The following is an 18,188-nucleotide window of genomic DNA, read 5'->3' as shown; positions in this document are numbered from 1 at the left end:
TTATGTCTGATGATGTTTGTTATACTAATGGCGAATGTCGGCTGCAAAGAAAGGGGAAATTCGATGTTTCCGGCTAATCTAGTCAACCTATTCATCAGAAAGGGAATTACTTCTGAAACACGCAAGGTGGTTGAAAACATCCGTTCTTCGGAACCGTCAAGAAGAGTTAGAAGCGGAAGAGGGAACACGCCTGGTTTTTACCCAAGCAAGAAGATGAGAGTGACCATTCAATTCGAGAGTCATCGTGTAGAGTTAGCGGGGATCTATGAAAAAGAACATGATAAAAATGTATATGAGTATTACGATCAGCCTCCTCCGTTTACTATAAATTATCAGATAAACGGGAAAAATAGCGGACGAATGTACCATCCTGACTTTTTTGAAATTAGTGAAGATTTTATCGGATATGAAGAATGGAAGACAGAAGAGGAATTGATTAAATTATCTGAAGAGAAACCATACCTCTTCAAACGTACGGATGATGGAGAGTGGTATATGCCACCGGCCGAAGAGGCTGCCAAGAAACTTGGGTTGGGATTTAGAGTCCGGTCATCAAGGGACCTTAATTGGGTTTACTTAAGCAACATACGCTTTCTTGAGGATTATTTGCATTCAGAGAATCTCACAATCGATGAAAATGCTAATGAGGCTATTTTACGCAAAGTAACGGATCATCCAGGGATTTGTATAAAGGAACTTTTGGAAGAACAGGTTGGTTATACTTCTGATGATATCTATACGTTGATCGTAAGTGACCAAATTTATTTTGATTTGTATAAGACTCGAATCACTGAAACGGATAGAGCACGAGTATATCCCAATAAAGAGATGGCACTTGCTTATTCATATTTAGATGCAGATCGAAGCACCAGCGGACTTCAAAAAAGTATTTTGGATGTATCTTTAGGCAGTTTGATTCAATGGGATGGTAGAGCTTTTGTTATCCTAAATGTGGGAGAAACTCTAATCTCACTGCTATCACAAGATAGTCAAAAAGAAGTTGAGTTACCTCACGATAGTTTTCAATTTTTAATAGAAAAAGGAAAGATTACAGGAGTTGAACGGTCGGGTTCTGAGAAGAACTCTGAGGCATTGGAAAGACTTAGAGGTGCTTCCGAAAATGATTTAGCAATGGCAAACGAGCGATATCGTAAAATTGAACCTTTACTGCAGGGATGTTCACCTCATGACATTAATGTCTCGGAACGAACATTGCGTGACTGGGTTTCAAAGTATAAAGCGGCAGAACAATTATATGGTTATGGCTATATTGGTTTACTGCGTAACGGAACTCCTGGAAATAAAAAGTCAAGATTCCCGGTAAAAGTGGTAGAACTCATGGATACTTATATTTCTGAGCATCTAGAAACGATTATTAATCGTAATGCTTCTAGTGTATTTCGAATGCTTATTGATGAGTGCCAAGACAAAGGATGGGTTAGACCTAGTTTTACAACATTTTTAGCACGAATCGATAAACGCCCAGGTTACGAAGCAACTCTTAAGAAGGCCGGTAAAAAAGCAGCATATCAAGAAGCACCAAGGTATTTAGAATTGGAACTCACCACTCCAAGGCATGGTGAGTATCCGTTTGAAATTTGTCATTTGGATCATACGCGACTAGATATAGAACTGATCTGTTCAAAAACAAAAAAGAACCTTGGGCATCCGTGGGTTACTTTTCTAGTGGATGCATTCACCCGTAGAATCCTTGCTCTTTATTTAACTTTTGATGAACCGGGATATCGATCCAATATGATGGTGCTAAGAGAATGTGTAAGAAGACACTCTAGGTTGCCAAAAACTATTGTGGTAGATGGTGGAAAGGAATTCAGCAGCACATACTTTGAAACTCTGCTTGCTTTCTATAAGAGAGGGAAACTGCTGCGAGAAGGAAAGCCCAAGCACGGTGCTGTGATAGAGCGTTTATTTGGCACTACAAACACAATGTTCATAAACAACTTACTCGGGAATACGCAGCTAATGAAGAATGTTCGACAAGTCACAGCAGAGGTGAATCCCAAGAATAATGCAATCTGGCCATTCGGTAAGTTTCTTGACTTATTAAAAGCGTGGGCATATGAGATATACGATACGATTGAACATCCCGCTTTAGGAAGAACTCCGAGAGACGAGTTCATGACCGGAATTGCAAATTCGGGAAAACGAACATCAACTTATACAACCTACGATGAGACTTTTATAATGCTTACTTTCCCTACCACAAAAAAAGGTACCGCAAAGTTAGATCCAAGTAACGGAATTAAAATTAATCATATCTTCTATTGGTCCGAAAGCTTACTTGATCCTGAGTTTGCAGGTAAACAGATACCCGTAAGATTTGACCCATTCAACATGGGGGTTGCATATGCGTATATTCGTAACACTTGGATATATATGAATTCCGAACATTATGCTATTTTTGTTGATCGATCTGAAAAAGAAGTTCAGCAAGCATTTGAAGAGCTAAGGCGGAGAATGAGACTACGGGGTGAAGAAGTAAGTGTGACAGCTTCCAAAGTTGCTAAGTTCTTAAGATCTGCTGAATCCCAAGAAGTTTTAATGTTACAACAGCTTCGAGATAGTGAAGTAAGAAGTACATTTACAGTTATTGATGGTGGTAAGGCAGGCAGTAATCAAGCTGCTCGAAATAATAAAGAAAAGGAATCAAATAAACGAGATACTTTTACTGTTTATTCTAACCCTGTCGAAGAGTCGAAAAATAAATCAACAAAATCAGATCATAAACAAATGAATAAATACTCTAATTTTGGGGAGTTTTAAAATGCCTGATAAATTGATATCTGAGGATACCAGTGAGGAAATAAAAAGTTTTCCTGTTAGTCTTCTCGAAGAGTCAAATGAGGCTAAAATAACATACTTCAAAAATTATACAGTAGGGCATCCATTGCTGATGGAAGCATATCAAAAGACGTTGGATAATATATTCAGTAACTCAAGCCAAAACATTCATTTCTTATATGGTCCTAGTGGTGTGGGTAAAACCACCATTTTTAAAAAACTGCAGCGAGACATTGTTCAAAGAATGTTTTCCGTACTTGAGAAAGATAAGGGGAGAATCCCGTTTGCTGCTTTAGAGGCTCCATCTTCAGATACAGGGAGTTTTGATTGGAAGGATTTCTATATACGCTTGTTGGAAGAGTTAAAGGAAATAGCAATAGATTATAAAGTGGACTATGATGATTTGTTTAATAATGCTGAGTTTGAATCAAATTTTAGTGATCCAAATAGAAAATTACGAAATGCATTAGAAAAGGCGCTTAGAAATCGACGACTTGTTACACTAATCATTGATGAGGGTCAGCATATGATGAAGATGGCTAGTGGCAGGAAATTAAGGAGCCAGATGGATTCTATAAAATCGTTAGCTTCTTTATCCAGAACGCCAATTTTACTGATTGGAACTTATGAGTTGCTACAATTCACAAATCTAAGTGGTCAATTAGCAAGGCGAAGTGATGATGTACACTTCGAAAGATATAAGATTGAGAAAAAAGGGGATATGGAGAAATTTGAAAATGTTCTCTTTATGTTTCAGAAAAATATGCCCTTAGAGGTTACGCCGGATCTTGTTAATTACGCGGACTATTTTTATGAGAGGTCAATTGGCTGCATCGGTATTCTAAAGGATTGGCTGGTCAAAACCCTTGATATGAAGCTGCAAAAGGGTAATAAGAGTTTACTAATTGATGATTTTCAAGAGTACTCATTATCACTTGATCAGTGTATCAAAATAATCCGTGAGGCGCGCGAAGGAGAAATGAAACTTGAGGATAGCGAAGAAAAGAAAAATTTCCTCTACAGTTTGCTTATGGCCAATGGGAAACCAGTGGAAGATACGGAAGAAGAGAAAATAAAGAAAGAAGAACCGCAGAAACAGAACGAGAAACAGACTAATAAACCACGTGGTAAAAATAGAAGGCCAGGAACTCGTAATCCAAAACGAGATAAAGTGGGTGGCAAGAGCGAAGAAGTTGAAACGAAGAGTGTCGAGGAGGTAGGGTGAAATTACATGCAGCGGCTAGATAAGTTATGCCATACACTTGTTTTCCTACCGGAAGGTTCTATCCGCTGCACATAATGGCTTGCAATATCAGATTGAAATGGCCTTATGGTTTGGGAGGCTGCTAATTTGAGAAAAAGTTTTGAGGTTTTAGACGTTACATCACTGGAGATTCCTTTAAGGAGTAAGATAATACTTGTTGAGGCGATTGGGAGAGACACACTTGCTATTGAGAGTTTAACGAGCCTTATAAATCGGACTGCAATGGAACATAGCATTACAACCGGTACATTTATTAAATCTCAATTGTTACCTTACATTCTTAATGATGTAGAAGCCTCTCTGACTAAAGAGGTAAATACGTATTATCGTCTTATAAATAGGTCATTCTCGATTAATGAAAATACACTGTTGGGTCGCAGCGTAATTAATGCTATGCATGACTTAACATTTGGTAATGGGTTTTATGATTTAACACTTATAGGGATTTCAATTTTACTAAAGCAAAGTAGTATTAGAACGAGTAGAAGTTGGTGCCCAGTTTGTTTTTATGAAGCCGAGGAGTTAGGGAATCCTATATACGAGAAATTAATTTGGAGTTTGAGTTGTGTAACGACATGCTTAATACATAACTGTTATTTATGTACCGAATGTTTGCATTGCAAGACAGAGTTAAAGTATCTAAATACCTCTTCAAGAGTAGGATACTGCGACAATTGCTTTCGATGGTTAGGAGAAGAATCAACTCCTATTAACTCAACGGATATTAATTGGCAGCATTGGGTTCAAGAAAACTTAGATTTTTTATTATGTAATCAAACATTTATTAATGAAAACTTAGACAGTATAAGAATAGTTGAACAAATAGGATTAATCTTTCAACAATTAAGGAAAAGCAAAATTAGTAAAAAACAGCTTGCAGATATTATGGGTTACAACCGATGTACACTATTTGAATGGATGAGAGGCGCACATGGTATTGCATTAGAATCATTATTACTTTTATCATATTGCGTCGGTATATCAGTCGAACATCTATTATTCTCAGATATGTCTAAACTAGTTATTTCGAATGTTAAGCAAGCTCCTGAAAGTGTGCGTGGTGGCAAACGCGATACAACAATAAAAACAACAATAGCTGCCAGAGGTGAGTTTCTTCAGAAAATTATTTCAAGGAATGATTATCCGCCGCCTAAACTAGGAGATATCGCAAAGGAACTTGGTTATAAAAGTAATGAATCATTACGTGGTTTTTTTCCGGTAGAGTGTAAAATAATTGGGGAGCGGCATAAGGAGTTTAGAGCTAAACAGAGTGTAGAAAACAATATCAGCTTAAGATCGAAGGTTAGACAAGAGATTATTGAATGTTATAAGGAAGGTTACTATCCCTCAAAAAGAAGGTTGGAAGACAGGTTGGGCCAGAGGGGGTTGTTCATGAATTCTAAGTTTAATGAACTTAGAAAGGAAGTCTTTATTGAGTTTGGAATTCAACCTAGATAATCGGCACTACAATTATATTTCACGGTATGATGCTAAGGGGCTAATCCGAAATCGGAGAGGCTCCTTTCTGTTTCTCCTTTATTATTAGCAGATACAATTCAAATGAAAAAACTTTTTTCGGCAAGCGATTGGTTTAAAAAACTTTTTTCGGCAAATGCTTGGTTTAAATCGGGTGCAAAACGTGGGCAGAAAGAAAGCAAAGCATATGTTTTTCGGCAAAGATTTGGTTTAAAATGCGGCAAACTTATGGTTCAAATCATAGTGGTTTTTGCTTTGAACCATAAGTTTGCCGCCGCGGCAACGCTAAAGCCAATTAAATGGCAAACAACAACAAACTTACGCTTTAGCAGCTTAATAACCTGTTAGCGTGCTCCTACCTAGCATCGCCCATGTGACTAGACTAGGGGCTAACACATAGTGGGATACGCCGCTCGGTCTCCGCCTGGGGTCGACGGAAACTTGAGGGACTTGAAGTCCGCGGATAAACAGATTGGATTCATAACAGAAAGTTAATTAAACTATTAAGCAACATTATAGTATTAAACAGAATAAAGCATTGTTAAAAGTCCGTGATGTGATTACGGACTTTTTTGTTGTTGAACTCTATGATGATAATCAATGTAAGTTAAGATAACCAATGGATAACAACCAAATGGACCAAGACAATTATTTCACGATCCATTAAGCAGGTGTGCCATTTCTTAAATAATATAGTGATGTAATTCCCAAGCCGAGCACTCATTTGTGACACAACCACAAATCGCATGAGTAAAAACCTGTGCTCATAGCCCAAGGCTTTTCATCGTTGGATCAATAAATTTTGATTTAACACTTGACCTGCAGATATTACCATGGTAAATTTGAATCAAGGAATTAAATCAAGAAAAATTGATTAATATATGGAGGTAGTTTATAATGTACATGAATCCATATGTTTTTGAAAAGTTGGCTAAACAACATCAAATTGAACTTGACCAAAAGTCACGCACAACGTGGATGTGGATTGAACCAATCAACAAGATAGGTATTATACAGCAACTCACCGGAAGTTGGACTCGGAAGAAAGCTGTCGTTTCAGAAGCAGCAAACGAGGTGTGCTGTGGTTGCTGCGTCGTTACTTTATAAAGTAGGTGATCAAGGTGAAGAAAGAAATCCCGGTTAACATTGCAACAGCTTCGGTTGTGTCATTTGAAGAATATGAACAGAAATTTAAAGCGTTGGCGGACCAAAAGCGTCTACAAATTATGTATGAGCTTTGTCAACGTGGAAATACATGTGTTTGTGATCTAACCGAAATCGTCGATATGCCCCAATCCAAGCTCTCATACCATCTCAAGATCTTACTGGATGCCAACATAATTAAAAAAGAGACCAAAGGCACCTGGAGTTATTACGAACTCAATTCGGATGAAATTGGATCGTTGCTTTCCGAGCAGTTGTGCTGTATTTTTAGACCCAATATCAATTCGTCAGGCTGTTGCTAATTTTTTTATTTAAATAATCAAAAAAAATTGATGAAGGAGTGTTTACGTATGAAAATGCACGTAGCCATTAACGTTAGGAAGTTGGAACAATCGCTCGAGTTTTACAAAAAGCTTTTTAACGCAGAACCGACCAAAGTCAAGGAAAACTACGCTAAGTTCGAACTTGATAATCCAGCATTACATTTTTCATTGAACGTACGTCCATATGACAATCGTGGCGTTTTAAATCATTTCGGCTTTCAAGTACAAAACACGAAAGAAGTGCTAGCGACAAAAGCACGTTTGCAAGAGGCGGGTCTGGTTTCGTTCGATGAAATGAATACTACGTGCTGTTATGCGGTTCAGGATAAAATTTGGGTATCGGATCCCGAAGGTAATCCGTGGGAAGTATTCTATACCAAAGAGGATAGTGAATTCGAAGCAGCTGAGGATCACGCAAACGTTCAACAAGATGTTTGTTGTGTTACGCCTGCTCCTCAAAAAGTAGAGCTTACAGATATGCGGGTTAAAAACAAATGCTGCTGATTCGCAGGGCTCTTTCCTCTGATCTTGCAAGTGTTCTAGCCATTTACAATCAAGGCATCGAAGACAGAATTGCTACATTAGAGGATAAGCCAAAAGACGAATCATACATGAGTCAGTGGTTTGAGAACCATCAAGGACGTTTTGAGGTTTTAGTTGCCGAATACGCCGGAGAAGTCATCGGGTGGTCAGCAATAAATCAATACAGTTCAAGATGCGCTTACGACGGTGTCGGCGATATCTCAATTTACATTCACCGTGATTGGCGCGGTAAAGGCGTTGGAAGCCAGTTGCTTCAGAAGCTTGAAGAGGCGGGAAGAGAAAACAAGTTCTACAAATTCGTTCTCTTTACGTTTCCTCATAATATGCTTGGGCAAGGATTATATCATAAATCCGGGTATCGAGAAGTAGGCGTGTTCCAAAATCAGGGCATATTGGACGGAAAGTATATTGATGTTATGGCGATGGAGAAATTGCTTTAAGGCTATATCGCCCGCTGGAATCCGGCGGGCTTTTTTATGTATGGTTTCGTTTACAAAACCTCAACATATAATTAATTGATTATATAAGTAAATCATTATATGATTATTACATGATTTCCACTTTATGAGGTGATTATATGAGAAGGCCATTGCGCATTTATTATTTATCGATCTATAGCCGATGTCGTACGCAAATGGCGGAAGCGTTCACTAGGCACTTTGCGGGCGATCATGTCATCGTTGATAATGCGGGTTTAGAGGAGAGCGAAATTCATCCTATGGCCATTGAGGTCATGAAAGAAGTCGGAATAGACATTTCATCATATCAGCCCAAGCGAATCAATATGAAGTATTTCACAAGTGCTAATATCGTCGTGAAACTTTGCGAAAAAGCAAATGAGAAATGCCCTGTCGTTCCATTTGATATATTAAACGTTCAATGGGATATAACCGATCCGACGCCTAAGACTGGTGAACAAGGAAGTATTGATGAGTTTCGAGCAGTGCGTGATGAAATAAAAGAGAAAGTACTACAGCTGCTGGAAGAACAGCGGGTGATCGGTGCGTAAGGGAGGCTTCAAATGGATCAAATTCAAGTGATGGCAGATCAATTCAAATTGCTTGGCGACAAGACTCGCCTTACTATGCTTGCGATGCTGAAGGAACGAGCGCTTTGCGTATGCGATCTCGTCGAGTTTCTTGAGACATCTCAACCGAATGTTAGTCAGCATCTGCGAAAGCTAAAGGATGCCGGCCTCGTAAACGAAACACGGAAAGGGCAATGGATTTATTACTCGCTGAATATCGAGGACAAGACATATATCGGAACTATCTTGAATCATATCCCGTCCTTGAAAGAGAAAATTGACAACTTAAAGAATGACTGCTGTGAGTGATTTGGGTAGGGGGTTAATATGACGATCGTCGCGTTTCTTATATTTTTAATTACATTAACGTTTGTAATTTGGCAGCCAAAAGGACTTAATATCGGCTGGTCAGCAAGCGGTGGAGCCATTCTTGCTCTAATATTCGGAGTCGTGAATTTAACAGATGTCGGCACAGTAACCGGTATCGTGTGGAATGCGACTCTTGCATTTGTAGCCATCATTTTGATATCACTTATTTTAGATGAGATTGGTTTCTTTGAGTGGGCTGCCTTGCATATGGCGCGTTTGGCAAAAGGCAATGGTAAGCTAATGTTTGTGTACGTTGTTCTCTTAGGCGCAGCTGTGGCAGCGTTTTTTGCAAACGATGGTGCCGCGCTTATATTGACACCGATTGTTCTGGCAATGGTACGTGCGCTTAAATTTGACCAGCGAATGATTTTGCCGTTCATCATGGCAAGTGGATTTATTGCAGATACGACTTCGCTCCCATTAGTGGTCAGCAACCTCGTTAACATTGTGTCCGCCGATTATTTTGGGATCGGGTTTGTCGAATATGCCAGCCGGATGATTATTCCGAACTTGTTTTCTCTACTGGCAAGCCTTTTGGTCTTGTTCCTGTTCTTCCGTAAGAGCATCCCTGGTAATTATGATTTGAAACAACTTAAAAAGCCTGCTGATGCCATCAAGGATAAGAAGATGTTCCAGCTGTCATGGATTATCCTAGCTGTTCTTCTTGTTGCCTATCTGGTGAGTCAATTTATCCATGTACCGGTCTCGGTCATTGCTGGCATAGTTGCAGTATGGTTTATTCTGGCTGCAAGACGCAGCCCAGCCATTCATACTTGGAAGCTCGTAAAAGGTGCCCCATGGGCTGTTGTGATCTTCTCCATTGGTATGTATGTCGTAGTATATGGGCTTCGTAATGTTGGACTCACTGACGAGCTCGGAGATGTCATTCAAGCAGTGGCCGATAAAGGACTCTTTATCTCCACGCTGGGGATGGGTTTCCTTGCAGCGATATTGTCTTCGATCATGAACAATATGCCGACGGTTATGATAGATGCCCTTGCCATTAAAGGAACGGCGACAGGGGGTGTTATCCGAGAATCATTGGTTTATGCGAATGTGATTGGTAGCGATTTGGGTCCGAAAATCACACCGATTGGTTCACTCGCAACTCTTTTATGGTTGCATGTGCTATCGCGTAAGGACGTAAAAATCACTTGGGGCAATTATTTTAAAACAGGTATTGTACTGACAGTTCCAACGTTGTTTATCACACTTACCGGACTTTATCTGTGGTTGCATCTAATTAACTCGACAACCATTAACGTTTGGATTTTAATTGCTGTGATCATGATAATTGCAATCGCTGGTGCCCTGCTGGTTAAAGCTATATTCGGTTCTAAAAGAGAACGTCTAGAAGAAGTGGTACAAATCAAACAAATACATGACAAGGGAGATCGACCATAATGAATAACAAGCCGCTCGTTTACTTTCTATGTACAGGAAACTCATGCAGAAGCCAAATTGCCGATGGATTTTTAAAAGCTCTCGGCGGTGATAAGTACGAAGTAAGAAGTGCAGGACTCGAAGCTCATGGCTTAAACCCGCGTGCTGTAAAAACCATGAATGAAGTGGGTATTGATATTTCGAATCACACATCGGATGTCATTGATCCTGAAATTTTGAAGCAGGCGGATTACATCATTACTTTATGTGGACACGCAAATGATAATTGCCCAGTTGTTCATAATGACAAAGCGGAAAGATGGCACTGGGGCTTTGACGATCCAGCAAAGGCAACAGGTACAGAAGAAGAAATCACAGCCAAATTCAGTGAAGTCCGAGATTCGATTAAAAATCGCATTGAGCAGTTTGCGAAAGAAGGCAAATAAGTAGATATCAAAATAGAAACATCATGCTTTTCATGACACCACGATCTTCATGGGTGGAGCAGATGATGTTTAATTAATATTAAGCCGCCGCAGATGGCGGCTCTCCAGATGCTATTAATGGATGAATTAATCGAGTAGGAGGAGGCTCCGTCCCCACCGTACATGCGGGTCCGCATATGACGGTTCCAGAAGGTTAACAAAGCTCCAAATAACGAGAAAGCATACTCTTCAGCCCTTTCGCTTCCAATAGGAAGTCGAAAGGGCATTTTTTGATTTTCGGGACATTTCCCGTGCGCCAAGCCTTGAATTTTCCATAATCAGATTGTCCATTTCGGAACACCGAGCGCTCGGAGCTCGCAGAGTCGAGTGCGCAGTCTGGCGAGCGCCTATTGATAGCCAAAGGTGTCCGCTAAATCGTCATAATTCGTTCGCTATACTAGCTCGAAGGAGTCATGTTAGATGCCGCCTGTAACGGATACACTTATTACGGAATGATCTAAGAGGGGTGAAAGAATTGAAGAATAAAGTTGGTATGCTGTTGGCATCTTGTCTGCTAATCGTTCTGTTGATAACGAGCTGCTCTTCAGCTAAAGAAGTACAAGAACCAGATCCTGCATCAATTAAGGTTGCGCTTTCCACTAATCCGTCACCTGCGACCGTAGGAAAGAAAATTCAGCTATCCGCAACAATTATCGGATTGTTGGATACTGATGGGGCTGAAGTTCAGTTCGATATTCGAGAACCGGATAACTCGGGAATGCCTGCTCTTGTGAATGCTACGCTTAACAAGGATGGCACTTTCAAAGCGAATCATGTATTCGAGAAAGCCCAAACCTATAAAGTGTATATCCATTTATACCAAAATGAGCTGCATATATCGAAGAAAAGCGAATTGGTTGTTCAGCAATGAAAGAAGCTGGGCAAACAATGATTCGGTCTATTCTTATGCTGATCTGTACGCTATTTATAGCTAGCGGATGGATGGAGTTACAAGCGATTGCAAGTCCTGCTGCAATGAGCGCAGACCTTATTCAAACGCTTATCGATAAGGCGCAAGACGGCGATACTGTTCGTATTCCGCCCGGTTCCTATGAAGGACGCATCCTCATTAATCGCCCGATTCAGCTTGATGGAGGCGGTGCGGTCACCTTAAGGAATACGGACCAGAAGAGTACAGTCGAAATAACCGCAAAGGGAGTTGCGCTAAAAGGGCTTATCGTCGTTCATGAGGCTCGAGATAAAAATGCGGCTGTCTCCGTCTCGTCGGATGAGGTGCGTATAAATTCGCTTGATATCCGTACAGGTGGATATGGCATTCTGCTGCGCAAAGCTGACCGAGGCATTGTCGCAAACACAAAGATTGAATGGCTGGAAGACGCCAATGCAGCTGCCGCGAAGACGAAGATCGTCAGACACAATGGCATCGATCTATTCAATTCGCACCTGAACGTCATTCAAGGCAATACGGTCTCGAATATGAACGACGGCATTTATTTGGAAAGCAGCAATGGCAATACCGTGATTAACAATGCAATTGACCATCATGGGCGTTGACGATGCCGTGGTCACCGGCAATCAGTTCGTGAAGCAAAGCGAGAATGTCAACTCGCAGGGGCTACTGTTGTTCGATGTTCATACGTCCAGGGTGGACGACAATATTGTAGAAGGCAATCGCGTTGGCTTCTATATGGAAGATTCGTCGGACAACGTGCTAAGCAACAATCGCGTGCTTCGAAACTACGGGCATTCAACTGCTCGATTCCGAGAACAACCGGTTTAACGACAACGATTTTATCGGAAACGTGATTGAGGCAGAGGCGACGGATAGCAAGAATAATCAACTTCAAGGGAACTATTGGGATGCCTTTAAAGGCATCGATAGCGATGGAGACGGCGCAAGCAACGTGGCATATGCCATTGGCGACTGGGTCATTGCGATCGGCAATCCGTACGGCTTGGATCACACGATGACAACAGGCGTGCTTAGCGCGAAGGAACGTCCGATTACGGTCACGGGCGAGGATGGTTCCGAAAACCGATGCGTCGATTAACCCGGGCAATTCGGGTGGTCCGCTGCTCAACGCCAAAGGCGAGGTGATCGGAGTGAATACCGCAGTTAACTCTGAAGCCCAGGGCATCGGATTCGCCATTTCATCCGCTACGATCAAGGATGCGGTGAAGCAGATGATGGCGGAAACGACGACAGAGAGTTCATTCTAACTGTATTGGATGTCGCCGAAGCTAGACAGGAAATCCACAACCGAACGAGGTTGTGGATTTTTGCTGTGCAATTCTGGCTGCACCATTTTTCGATTTTTTCCAATAAATGCTGGGCAAAGGGAGCAGGTTTGTCGTGCAGCCTCCTGCCCATAAAATCCCCACTGCGGACAGCTTGATGCATACGTAGCGTTAATGTTACAATTGAACTAATAGTGTATATGTCCGACATATTGAGCCGGTCTGCTAGCACCTTATTGTGCGCTGGGAGAACGGCTTTTATTTATTGCGGATTATCGAAAAGTCTGCAAGAAGTGGAAGGGGAGTGTCCATGTATAGACAAGGAAAGAAGCCAGTCAGTGAGCATGTTTACGCCGATACAAGTGTTTGGCAATGCCCGCAATGTGTCTGTTGGTCAAGAGTGGAGTTTATAACCGCGGAAAAGCCGCAATGTCCCTCTTGTCATACCAGTATGAGTCTTAAGATGAAGAATATTCGGATCGAATAGTAGGTCGCGATTCGTCTCCTCCAGCACAAACCACATCCATAATTAGGATGTGGTTTGTTTTTTTAAGGGCCATCGGATTCGGAAGCAGCTGCTTGCCGCAGAGCGTGCTGCGAACGAAGCGGGATCCGTGGCATACCGATTGTTCGGTGAGCGATGTCTGCGCATCGAGAGATTGTATCGTTTAAATGACGAACCCTACATTCATTACACGCACTACCTGTCGAACCGGGCTGCGGGAATCGAGCTGCCCGATCTGAGCGAGCAGTCGCTCTATGATTTGCTGGAAGAACAGGAAGTGTTGCTCGGCAAGTATCGCGATGAATTTTCCGTCACGGCTGCATCGCCGGCTCCCGACTTGGCCGCTCTGCAAATAGAGGCTGGAACACCGCTTCTCAAACATTCGCGTTATGCGTACGACGAGAGCGGGGAGCTAATCGAATACAGCGAAGGCTATTATCATAACGAACGTCATCCTTATGTCGTCAATTATGACGTTTTAACATCGACATCCCTCTTTCTTCGTTGAAGGAGGGATGTTTGCCTTCAATTTCAAGATTAGAGTACAATCGGAGTAATGTTTAAAGTGCGAAGGGGTTTATTACGAGTATGGATAGGCAAAAAGAGTTACTGCAGCTAAACGTGGCCAATGCGATAAAAGGACCGGCTGTAACCAGCTTAAAGGATATCCTCGCGGAGATTACGAAGGATCGGCTTAATTTCATTGCTTCCAATTGCGCGCTTGCGGGGCGCTCCAAGCTGAAGAAGCAAGAGCTCGCGGATGCGCTGTACGAGCGAATCACGAACCCGGCGTTCGTGCGTTCGGCGTTCATTGCGGCTGAGCCGAAAGAATGGGAGCTCATTAACGCGCTGATGAGCGTTCCGTACATTCAAGAGAATGAGATCATGCCGGACGCGTACCTATTCCTGATGGATAAAGGTCTGGTGTTCAGCTTCCTGGAGCAGGACGAGCTGTTTATTGTCATGCCCAAGGAGGTCAAAGCCGCATACAAGAAGCTGGATCGGCGATCGTTCGAGGAAGAACGCAGCGTAAGCCAGCTGGTGCTGCGGTATATCGAAGCGGCAGCGAATCTATACGGCATCTGCCCGGTGGAGAAGCTCATCGCGATCATCAACGAGCAGAACAACATCAGCTTGACCGAGGGAGAGTTCAATGCGATTCGGTTATCCGTCTCGGACAAGATGCTGTATTGGGATATTCAGAGCGGGCTTATCCTGCACGAGGCATTAGAGGGAGAGGGCTTGGAGGATTATCAAGAATTCCTGGAGAGCGTGAAAGACAAGCCGTACTATATGCCTCCGAAGGAAGAACTGCTGCGTTATGCGGAGCTCGATTATTTCGAGATGACGCCGCAGTTGGAAGCCTTGAAGAGCCATATTGTGGAGAAGCTGGGCAGAACGGAGCGGCAGGCGGAAGCCCTCATGGATGATATTCAGCTCGCATGTGCGATGGAAGAGCCGCTTGCAGTAATCATGGAAGAGTTCGAGATCCGGAAAATCCGCCTGAACAAGAAGCAGCTTGAAGAGCTTATGCCAATAATTATCGCTGTGAATAATACGACGAGAATGTGGTCCAATCGCGGCTTTACGCCTGACGAGTTAAGCCCGAAGCCGAGTCCGAATACGAATAACAGCAATGTCGTTTCGTTCGCGGCGGCAGCTTCGAAAATCAGCAGAAACGACCCATGCCCATGCGGCAGCGGGAAGAAGTATAAGAAGTGCTGCATGTAGCAGCGAAGGGACACCACAGAAGAGGTGTCCTATTTGCATTGTTCTGTTGTATGTATCTAACGCCAGCAATTTGTACTTGCCTGTCTGATGATCGAATTAAGGAAAATCAAGAAGTGGGGGAAGGATTCGTGTGAAGCTGAGCGATTTTGAGAAGGTTGTTCCTTCCAGCATTGTGGAGAGGGGAAAAGAGTATTACAAGAATTTCCATGTTGTTGAGCTGGAAGAAATCGATGACCGATTCTATCGTGCAGAAGTAGAAGGCAGCGATTACTACGAAGTGAGAGTGCAGATCGACGAAGCTAATGAGATTCAGTTTACGTCATGCGATTGCCCATTCGACATGGAAGCGATCTGTAAGCACCAAGTAGCCGTATTCTTAGAGCTTCGCAAGTATCTGTCAGATACGAATGCGAACACAAAGCTGAAATCTTCCCAGGCGCATCTTTCGGACCAGCTAAACGCTTTGAGCAAGGAACAGCTAGTATCACTTCTGGTGGATTATGCGCAAGAGATGAAAGAGGTAAAGAGTCGTCTGGAAGTCTATTTTATGCAATTGAGCGAAAACGAGGATATGAATCAATATGTGAAGTTGATTCGAACCTATGCAAAGAGGTATGCGGAGCGAGACGGCTTTGTATCCTATCGGAATGTTTCTCGAGCCGTTGAAGGCGCGGAGATTGTATTGGAGAAGGCTTGGGAGGCTGACGATAAGGGCGAATCTGTGCGAGCGGCGCAAATAAGCTTCTGTGTATTGCATGAAATGGCGAAATTGATGCCATCAAGTGACGATTCGGATGGCATAATAGGGGGGCTAATCGACCAATGTTTGCAATTGATCGCGACGGTGGTCGAATCAGAGGAATCGCTTTCACCGAATGTGAGAGTGGCCTTACTGCATACGTTGTTGCAAGCAGCTCAGAGTGAAGAGCTTACGGATTGGAAGCTGCCTTTGCTTGAGATCGCGGCTGGAGCTGCCCAAGATATAGAAGCCAGACGGCAATGGGAGGATTGCGTTTTGAGGCTGGAGCTTAAACAACAAGCGAGCGGACAAGGTACGGATTCTTGGATACCAAGAAAGGGTACCCTGGACTTGTTTCCCGGTGGAAGAAATTAAGGTTGGAAGTTAACAAACTAACGGGTGAACTGAAGGCTCAGCGTGAACTGACCGAGGAGTTTGCCGCATCAGGGGAGTACGAATATTACTTGCAGTTGAAGGCTTTATACGAATCAGAGGAATGGCCTTATGTATATGACCGAGTGTTGGCGGCATTAGAGAAAGGAAGAGGCTGGAGTGCCGATTCCATGTATACGAAGCTGTTAATCGAGGAAAAAGAAACAGCGAGATTGCTGGAATATGTCAAACGTCATCCCGGCAGCATCGTTGATTATTATAAACACCTGATCCGACAACATCCATCTGAAGTTTACCAACTGTTCGAGAACTATATTGAAAGTGCAGCGAGGCATGCATCTAACCGTAATCAGTATAAGCAGGTATGCCAACTCATTCGTAAGCTTCTTAAGGCTGGAGGGGAGCAGCAGGCTGAGCGGATTGTAGAAGGCTTGCGACAGTGTTACCCTAATCGGCCAGCTTTCTTGGATGAGCTGGGCCAGATTAATTAATTTTTAATAGGGATCTTTAATCGTGCGAACAATAACACAGTTAATTTTGAATGTGTTTTATTGTAAAATAAGGGAAGCAAAGCTACCCACCAGCCATCAGGCGATAATGAGGAGGAAATTTCGGTGAATCAGGAACAATTGAAACGCATCCGTTCTGGCAAGGGCTTTATCGCAGCGCTCGACCAGAGCGGTGGCAGTACACCAAAGGCACTTCTGCAATATGGCGTTACGGAGGACAAGTATTCCGGTGACGAAGAGATGTACGTTCGCGTTCACGAGATGAGAACACGAATTATTCAGAGTCCGGCATTCAGCTCGGAATCGATTCTCGGCGCGATCCTGTTCGAGAATACGATGGACCGGAAGATTGACGGGTTATACACCGCCGATTACCTGTGGGAGAAGAAGGGAATCGTACCTTTCCTGAAGATTGACCAAGGGCTAGCTGCGCTAGATGGAGGCGTGCAGGTGATGAAGCCGATTCCAGGGCTGGATGAGCTGCTCGCGCGTGCGAACAAGAGACATATCTTCGGGACTAAGATGCGCTCGGTCATCAAAGAGGCAAATCCGGAAGGCATTCGGAAAGTAGTGGAGCAGCAGTTCGAGGTCGGCAAGCAGATTATCGCGGCAGGACTCGTACCGATTATCGAGCCGGAGGTAGATATCAATAGCACGGATAAGGAAGAGTCCGAGCGGCTGCTCAAGGCAGAGATTGTGAAGCAGCTCGAGTTGCTTCCGTCGGATGCCCTTATCATGCTGAAGCTGTCTATCCCAACGGTGGATGACTTCTATCGCGATCTGATGGATGATCCGCATATTATTCGAGTGGTCGCGCTTTCCGGTGGATACGAGCGAGAAGATGCCAATACAAGATTAGCGCGCAATCATGGCCTCATCGCGAGCTTCTCTCGTGCATTGGCAGAAGGACTTACAGCGCAGCAGTCGGATGAGGAGTTCAATCAGCTGTTGTCCGGAACGGTACAATCGATTTATGAGGCTTCAATTACTTAGTACGTATCGAGTTATTGCTTGAGAGCCCGGCCCTATGAGGCCGGGCTTTTTGATGTCGAGGAGCATCAGGCGATGTCTATGCTGGGAGTCGATTGCCATATGTGGCTATAACGGAATAATCCATTATAAAACAGCCAAAACCAACAAAAATGGAGTCTATGTTGGATAAATCCACTCATTTCAGCCTAAAACTCTACGTTTTCGTCTAATTCTCCAAAAATGAGTGGAAATATCCAATATAGCCAATAGAAATCGCTAATTCCGGCAAAAATGGTTGGATTTT

21 protein-coding genes and 1 pseudogene are annotated in these 18,188 nt (G+C 43.0%); all 22 read left to right on the top strand.

The genetic code is table 11. From position 1 onward, the window contains the following. The first annotated feature begins 63 nt into the window (after window positions 1-63). Window positions 64-2,784, top strand: coding sequence for a Mu transposase C-terminal domain-containing protein (locus A8990_RS16175; RefSeq protein ID WP_181909610.1), 2,721 nt, complete (start codon window positions 64-66; stop codon window positions 2,782-2,784). A 1-nt stretch (window position 2,785) separates the two neighbouring features. Further along, window positions 2,786-4,027: an AAA family ATPase gene (locus A8990_RS16170; RefSeq protein WP_116190078.1), complete on the top strand. Its 1,242-nt coding sequence runs from the start codon at window positions 2,786-2,788 to the stop codon at window positions 4,025-4,027. 126 nt (window positions 4,028-4,153) lie between these two features. Further along, entirely contained in the window at window positions 4,154-5,524 is a 1,371-nt protein-coding gene (locus A8990_RS16165; RefSeq protein ID WP_181909609.1) for a TniQ family protein, read from the top strand. A 102-nt stretch (window positions 5,525-5,626) separates the two neighbouring features. Beyond that, on the top strand, window positions 5,627-5,890 hold the full coding sequence (locus A8990_RS16160) for a hypothetical protein (RefSeq protein ID WP_116190076.1): 264 nt from the start codon (window positions 5,627-5,629) through the stop codon (window positions 5,888-5,890). 549 nt (window positions 5,891-6,439) lie between these two features. Then, entirely contained in the window at window positions 6,440-6,649 is a 210-nt protein-coding gene (locus tag A8990_RS16155; RefSeq protein ID WP_116190075.1) for a hypothetical protein, read from the top strand. Between the two features lie 38 nt (window positions 6,650-6,687). Then, window positions 6,688-7,008, top strand: a complete 321-nt coding sequence (locus A8990_RS16150) for an ArsR/SmtB family transcription factor (RefSeq protein ID WP_245996056.1) — start codon at window positions 6,688-6,690, stop codon at window positions 7,006-7,008. Between the two features lie 48 nt (window positions 7,009-7,056). Continuing rightward, complete coding sequence (locus A8990_RS16145; RefSeq protein WP_116190073.1) at window positions 7,057-7,533, top strand: ArsI/CadI family heavy metal resistance metalloenzyme; 477 nt, start codon at window positions 7,057-7,059, stop codon at window positions 7,531-7,533. Next, the gene (locus tag A8990_RS16140; protein WP_116190072.1) at window positions 7,524-8,012 is read left to right on the top strand and encodes an arsinothricin resistance N-acetyltransferase ArsN1 family A; all 489 of its coding nucleotides are present in this window, start codon (window positions 7,524-7,526) and stop codon (window positions 8,010-8,012) included. Before A8990_RS16145 ends, A8990_RS16140 begins: the two co-directional genes overlap by 10 nt. Before the next feature lie 137 nt (window positions 8,013-8,149). Continuing rightward, window positions 8,150-8,581, top strand: coding sequence for an arsenate reductase ArsC (locus A8990_RS16135; RefSeq protein WP_116190071.1), 432 nt, complete (start codon window positions 8,150-8,152; stop codon window positions 8,579-8,581). 12 nt (window positions 8,582-8,593) lie between these two features. Then, window positions 8,594-8,908, top strand: a complete 315-nt coding sequence (locus A8990_RS16130) for an ArsR/SmtB family transcription factor (RefSeq protein WP_116190070.1) — start codon at window positions 8,594-8,596, stop codon at window positions 8,906-8,908. An 18-nt stretch (window positions 8,909-8,926) separates the two neighbouring features. Beyond that, complete coding sequence (locus A8990_RS16125; RefSeq protein WP_116190069.1) at window positions 8,927-10,372, top strand: arsenic transporter; 1,446 nt, start codon at window positions 8,927-8,929, stop codon at window positions 10,370-10,372. Further along, entirely contained in the window at window positions 10,372-10,797 is a 426-nt protein-coding gene (gene arsC / locus A8990_RS16120) for an arsenate reductase (thioredoxin) (RefSeq protein WP_181909608.1), read from the top strand. Before A8990_RS16125 ends, arsC begins: the two co-directional genes overlap by 1 nt. A gap of 514 nt (window positions 10,798-11,311) precedes the next feature. Beyond that, the gene (locus tag A8990_RS16110) at window positions 11,312-11,707 is read left to right on the top strand and encodes a hypothetical protein (protein WP_116190067.1); all 396 of its coding nucleotides are present in this window, start codon (window positions 11,312-11,314) and stop codon (window positions 11,705-11,707) included. A 17-nt stretch (window positions 11,708-11,724) separates the two neighbouring features. Beyond that, window positions 11,725-12,351, top strand: a complete 627-nt coding sequence (locus A8990_RS16105; RefSeq protein ID WP_181909607.1) for a right-handed parallel beta-helix repeat-containing protein — start codon at window positions 11,725-11,727, stop codon at window positions 12,349-12,351. Next, on the top strand, window positions 12,326-12,577 hold the full coding sequence (locus A8990_RS16100) for a right-handed parallel beta-helix repeat-containing protein (RefSeq protein WP_116190065.1): 252 nt from the start codon (window positions 12,326-12,328) through the stop codon (window positions 12,575-12,577). The genes A8990_RS16105 and A8990_RS16100 overlap by 26 nt, the downstream gene beginning before the upstream one ends. Before the next feature lie 136 nt (window positions 12,578-12,713). Next, a pseudogene (locus tag A8990_RS16090) lies at window positions 12,714-12,984 on the top strand (S1C family serine protease); the annotation flags it as partial. Between the two features lie 361 nt (window positions 12,985-13,345). Further along, entirely contained in the window at window positions 13,346-13,522 is a 177-nt protein-coding gene (locus tag A8990_RS16085) for a cold-inducible protein YdjO-related protein (protein ID WP_116190062.1), read from the top strand. A 49-nt stretch (window positions 13,523-13,571) separates the two neighbouring features. After that, the gene (locus A8990_RS16080) at window positions 13,572-14,048 is read left to right on the top strand and encodes a GntR family transcriptional regulator (RefSeq protein WP_116190061.1); all 477 of its coding nucleotides are present in this window, start codon (window positions 13,572-13,574) and stop codon (window positions 14,046-14,048) included. An 80-nt stretch (window positions 14,049-14,128) separates the two neighbouring features. Then, window positions 14,129-15,271, top strand: a complete 1,143-nt coding sequence (locus tag A8990_RS16075) for a YecA family protein (protein ID WP_116190060.1) — start codon at window positions 14,129-14,131, stop codon at window positions 15,269-15,271. Between the two features lie 130 nt (window positions 15,272-15,401). Next, window positions 15,402-16,385, top strand: a complete 984-nt coding sequence (locus A8990_RS16070; RefSeq protein WP_116190059.1) for an SWIM zinc finger family protein — start codon at window positions 15,402-15,404, stop codon at window positions 16,383-16,385. A gap of 2 nt (window positions 16,386-16,387) precedes the next feature. Further along, the gene (locus tag A8990_RS16065) at window positions 16,388-16,894 is read left to right on the top strand and encodes a hypothetical protein (RefSeq protein ID WP_116190058.1); all 507 of its coding nucleotides are present in this window, start codon (window positions 16,388-16,390) and stop codon (window positions 16,892-16,894) included. A gap of 123 nt (window positions 16,895-17,017) precedes the next feature. Next, complete coding sequence (locus tag A8990_RS16060; protein ID WP_116190057.1) at window positions 17,018-17,905, top strand: fructose bisphosphate aldolase; 888 nt, start codon at window positions 17,018-17,020, stop codon at window positions 17,903-17,905. Window positions 17,906-18,188: the final 283 nt, after the last annotated feature.

It is taken from the genome of Paenibacillus taihuensis, from assembly GCF_003386535.1.
In the GTDB taxonomy this organism is placed as follows: domain Bacteria; phylum Bacillota; class Bacilli; order Paenibacillales; family Paenibacillaceae; genus Paenibacillus_Z; species Paenibacillus_Z taihuensis.
Note: the sequence above shows the minus strand (reverse complement) of the source record. Positions and strands in the feature narration are given on the sequence as shown.

Bases quoted from the DNA above. Each gene is read 5' to 3' on its own strand.
- A8990_RS16175 (WP_181909610.1), top strand. From the start codon at position 64: ATGTTTCCGGCTAATCTAGTCAACCTATTCATCAGAAAGGGAATTACT.
- A8990_RS16170 (WP_116190078.1), top strand. From the start codon at position 2,786: ATGCCTGATAAATTGATATCTGAGGATACCAGTGAGGAAATAAAAAGT.
- A8990_RS16160 (WP_116190076.1), top strand. From the start codon at position 5,627: ATGAAAAAACTTTTTTCGGCAAGCGATTGGTTTAAAAAACTTTTTTCG.
- A8990_RS16155 (WP_116190075.1), top strand. From the start codon at position 6,440: ATGTACATGAATCCATATGTTTTTGAAAAGTTGGCTAAACAACATCAA.
- A8990_RS16145 (WP_116190073.1), top strand. From the start codon at position 7,057: ATGAAAATGCACGTAGCCATTAACGTTAGGAAGTTGGAACAATCGCTC.
- A8990_RS16140 (WP_116190072.1), top strand. From the start codon at position 7,524: ATGCTGCTGATTCGCAGGGCTCTTTCCTCTGATCTTGCAAGTGTTCTA.
- A8990_RS16135 (WP_116190071.1), top strand. From the start codon at position 8,150: ATGAGAAGGCCATTGCGCATTTATTATTTATCGATCTATAGCCGATGT.
- A8990_RS16130 (WP_116190070.1), top strand. From the start codon at position 8,594: ATGGATCAAATTCAAGTGATGGCAGATCAATTCAAATTGCTTGGCGAC.
- A8990_RS16125 (WP_116190069.1), top strand. From the start codon at position 8,927: ATGACGATCGTCGCGTTTCTTATATTTTTAATTACATTAACGTTTGTA.
- arsC (WP_181909608.1), top strand. From the start codon at position 10,372: ATGAATAACAAGCCGCTCGTTTACTTTCTATGTACAGGAAACTCATGC.
- A8990_RS16105 (WP_181909607.1), top strand. From the start codon at position 11,725: ATGATTCGGTCTATTCTTATGCTGATCTGTACGCTATTTATAGCTAGC.
- A8990_RS16100 (WP_116190065.1), top strand. From the start codon at position 12,326: ATGCAATTGACCATCATGGGCGTTGACGATGCCGTGGTCACCGGCAAT.
- A8990_RS16085 (WP_116190062.1), top strand. From the start codon at position 13,346: ATGTATAGACAAGGAAAGAAGCCAGTCAGTGAGCATGTTTACGCCGAT.
- A8990_RS16075 (WP_116190060.1), top strand. From the start codon at position 14,129: ATGGATAGGCAAAAAGAGTTACTGCAGCTAAACGTGGCCAATGCGATA.